At 57.7% G+C, this 2,966-nt stretch carries 5 protein-coding genes and 1 tRNA gene; 2 read left to right on the top strand and 4 right to left on the bottom strand.

The features are described 5' to 3' along the window. The coding region (locus I8N66_RS36950) for an SDR family NAD(P)-dependent oxidoreductase (RefSeq protein WP_291165469.1) at positions 1-294 on the bottom strand (294 nt) is incomplete at its 3' end. A gap of 351 nt (positions 295-645) precedes the next feature. Further along, positions 646-777: a hypothetical protein gene (locus I8N66_RS36945; protein WP_256364293.1), complete on the bottom strand. Its 132-nt coding sequence runs from the start codon at positions 775-777 to the stop codon at positions 646-648. Positions 778-935: 158 nt separating this feature from the next. Between I8N66_RS36945 and I8N66_RS36940 the strand changes: the two genes are divergently transcribed. Then, positions 936-1,016, top strand: a tRNA-Gln gene (locus I8N66_RS36940). Between the two features lie 354 nt (positions 1,017-1,370). On the opposite strand, the gene I8N66_RS36935 is transcribed toward I8N66_RS36940, so the two are convergent. Next, complete coding sequence (locus I8N66_RS36935; RefSeq protein ID WP_291165467.1) at positions 1,371-1,739, bottom strand: hypothetical protein; 369 nt, start codon at positions 1,737-1,739, stop codon at positions 1,371-1,373. Between the two features lie 280 nt (positions 1,740-2,019). Between I8N66_RS36935 and I8N66_RS36930 the strand changes: the two genes are divergently transcribed. After that, positions 2,020-2,463, top strand: a complete 444-nt coding sequence (locus I8N66_RS36930) for a hypothetical protein (RefSeq protein WP_291165466.1) — start codon at positions 2,020-2,022, stop codon at positions 2,461-2,463. Positions 2,464-2,465: 2 nt separating this feature from the next. On the opposite strand, the gene I8N66_RS36925 is transcribed toward I8N66_RS36930, so the two are convergent. After that, positions 2,466-2,966, bottom strand: a 501-nt coding sequence (locus I8N66_RS36925; RefSeq protein WP_291165464.1) for a transposase, incomplete at its 5' end; no start/stop codon positions are given.

The following is a 2,966-nucleotide window of genomic DNA, read 5'->3' as shown; positions in this document are numbered from 1 at the left end:
CTTCATGACGTTGACCGCACCGGCATTGTTGACGGCGATGTCGAGACCGCCGAAATGGTTGAGCGCCGCTTCCACCAGCCGGATATGGGTTTCTTCCGCGGTGACGTCACCGCCGACCGCGATCGCTTCGCCGCCGTCCTCGCGGATCGCTTCGACGACGGCGTCGAGCTGTTCTTCGCCGCGGGCGTTGGCGACGATCTTTGCACCCTCGGCGGCAAAGAGCCTGGCGACGGCGCGGCCGATACCGGAGGAAGCGCCGGTGACGATCACGATCTTGTCTTGCAGCATGGTCATGGACTTTTCCCTTCTCTTGATTGAGGCGCCCTGACTACTGCCGGCGCGGGGCAGCGCCCACCCGATTTCCGATCGGTGATTGTGACGGCGCAGATTTTCAATCGCGCCGCTGGCATAGCCGGGCCGACAACGAGGGCAGGGAGGAAGGGATGCTGAAGACGAATAGCGGCAGCTGCCATTGCGGGCAGCGCGGGTCGAAGCGGATCTGGACATCAGCGGCATGAGATCTGCCGTGTGCGGCTCGCACCCAGACTGTACTAATCGCAGCCGCCCGATTTGTCACCGGGCGGCTTTTCCTACCTGGCAAGCGCGGCCGTGGCCGCCCCGTACCGGTTTGTCACCCGAGCAGGGTCACTTCTTTTTGTTGAGCGCGCTCTCGCTATTCTTTACCTGCGAGCCGAGGGCTGGCGCCGCCGATTTCTCGACCTTGTCCTTCTTCGGCTTGCGAACCTCTTTGTTGCTTCGAACCTGACCTTTAGCCATCGCCCCTAAACTCCTCTGGTTGATGGACGAGCAATACCGCTTTCAGCCCACTATCGAAGGGTACGCCCAACTCGCCCGGTTTGTCACCCGGCAGCGGGGTGATCGTCGTCAAGGACCGCCGTCTATGCGCGGGGTTCTCACATCTCAGAGGGCAAACAGGCTACCGTAGCTTCAGCTGGATAGAGCGCCGTCGACACTGAGTTGGTGGAGGAAGCAGGTTCAAGTCCTGTCGGGAGCCTGCCTCTGGGGCAGTCGTCAGTGCGGCGCAGCGCTTCAACAAGTTCTGGACGCAATCCATCGCCTCGATCGGCGGCAATACTATTGAACGCGAGAAGGGATGACATGGCTTAGCTCCTCTGTGAGGAGGCCATTGTCTGTTTCATTTTACGGGACGGCCACCCGATTCCCGACCCCAGCGCCAGAGAGCCCCGCGCCAGTTTGTCAGCCGGCAGCGGGGCTTTCGTCGTCAATGACCGCCGTCTATGCGTAAGCGGTGTGCCGTTCCCACGTCGTCAGTAACTCTCAGATTCCGTGATTGAAGTATGCAGCCGGTAGGCGCGGCAAATATGCGCTAACAGCCGAATTTCTACTCGTTAGAGTCCAAGACGGATCACCAATGCCGAAATGAGCGGATCAGTAAAGTCGGCTACGGGGTTATCGCTCTTATCCTGTCTACGATGAAATTCACCCGCGTCGAATGCTTCGTAGATTTCAAAGAATGGCTCAGGAACCTTGTTGGCACCCGGCCCGAAACCTTCTTGAACCGCACCCCACAAATCGTTCATCACGCTGTCACAGAAGGTGTAGCTCAGCTCACCTCGATGGTAGGCCGTCGCGATTTCCAGAGCCGCAGCGTTGTAGAAATCCCAGTTATTTAAAGCACCTGCCCATCGGATCACATCGTCAAGGGTAAGGCGTTCTTCTGGTTTTTTATTCGTCGCGAGCTGCAGGAAATCGGACATTGCTATCACTCTTAACTCGTTTTTCCGACAACCTATGAATAGTCGGGAGGGTAGCCCGGCATTTGAGTGCCTGCTACCCGACGCGTTGGAAATCTACCGTCAGGTTTGCGAGTTGCACCGTAACCGATGTTCCCGCCCCACGTTGTCCGTTCCTATCGTTTTTGGGGCAAGCCTTCCTTTGACCTTCGGCTGGATCGAAAAGCTTTGCCATTAAGTGAAAGTCGCTGCTATCGGGAGTGATCGACATTCTCTGATTGGTTGCGAAGGAGCTTGGTTCCAGATGTCCAGGAGAAAGCAGTTCCAAGGGATTTGCCACGACATTCTCGGATCATTCATTAGCCGCTATAACGATCTCGAAGGTTATTGGGCTCTAGGGCAATACGTTTTGGCACTCGACCGTCTCGGCGAAAGCCAGCTCCAACTCAAGCTGACACACTCGACTGAGGTTTCTGATCACCGTGCCTTTGCCGTGTCAGAAGAATATTACCAGGGGGCGGTTTTGCGAATGATGGAGGCAAATGCGATGCCGCAAGCGTGGCTCGCGGATGGAGCCATCAAGGTCTCCATCATTGCACCCGCCGAAGCGAAGTGCGAAATCGAAATTGTCTCCGATCTCGGTAAGACTTATCGGAGCGTACACACCATAAGTGTTCGGCCTCATGACCCCGGCGTTGAGCGTCGGAGAGCCGATGGATTTGGTCCTTCAAACCAAAAAGGCCGCTAAATTTAAGCTGCTTTGTTCGCCCAATTCCATGGCAATAGTTCCCCGATCCGGGTTTGCTTGTGGCCATTGACGATGGCGGTGAGCGTCGCGGTCAGATAGGCCAACGGGTCAACGGCATTGAGCTTGCAGGTTTCTATCAGGGAGGCGATGGTCGCCCAGTTTTGTGCTCCGGCGTCATGCCCGGCGAAGAGAGCATTCTTACGGTTCAGGGCTATTGGCCGGATGGTTCTCTCGACGGTGTTATTGTCGATCTCGATACGACCGTCGGTCAGGAATACACATAGGCCGTCCCAGTATTTGGCGACATACGCGAGCGCTTCGCCGAGCGGCGACTTGCCAGCGACGCGGGCGCGATGATGCGTGAGCCAGGTCCGCATGTCTCCGACCAATGGCGCGGACCGAGCCTGCCTCCCAGCGAGGCGAGCGTGGGCGTCGAGACCGCGTAGCTCTGCTTCGATGCGGTAGAGTTCGCCGAACCTCAGGCCCGGTTCCCCGATGGTCCA

The sequence above is a fragment of the Ensifer sp. SSB1 genome (assembly GCF_016652895.1).
GTDB lineage: Bacteria > Pseudomonadota > Alphaproteobacteria > Rhizobiales > Rhizobiaceae > Ensifer.
Note: the sequence above shows the minus strand (reverse complement) of the source record. Positions and strands in the feature narration are given on the sequence as shown.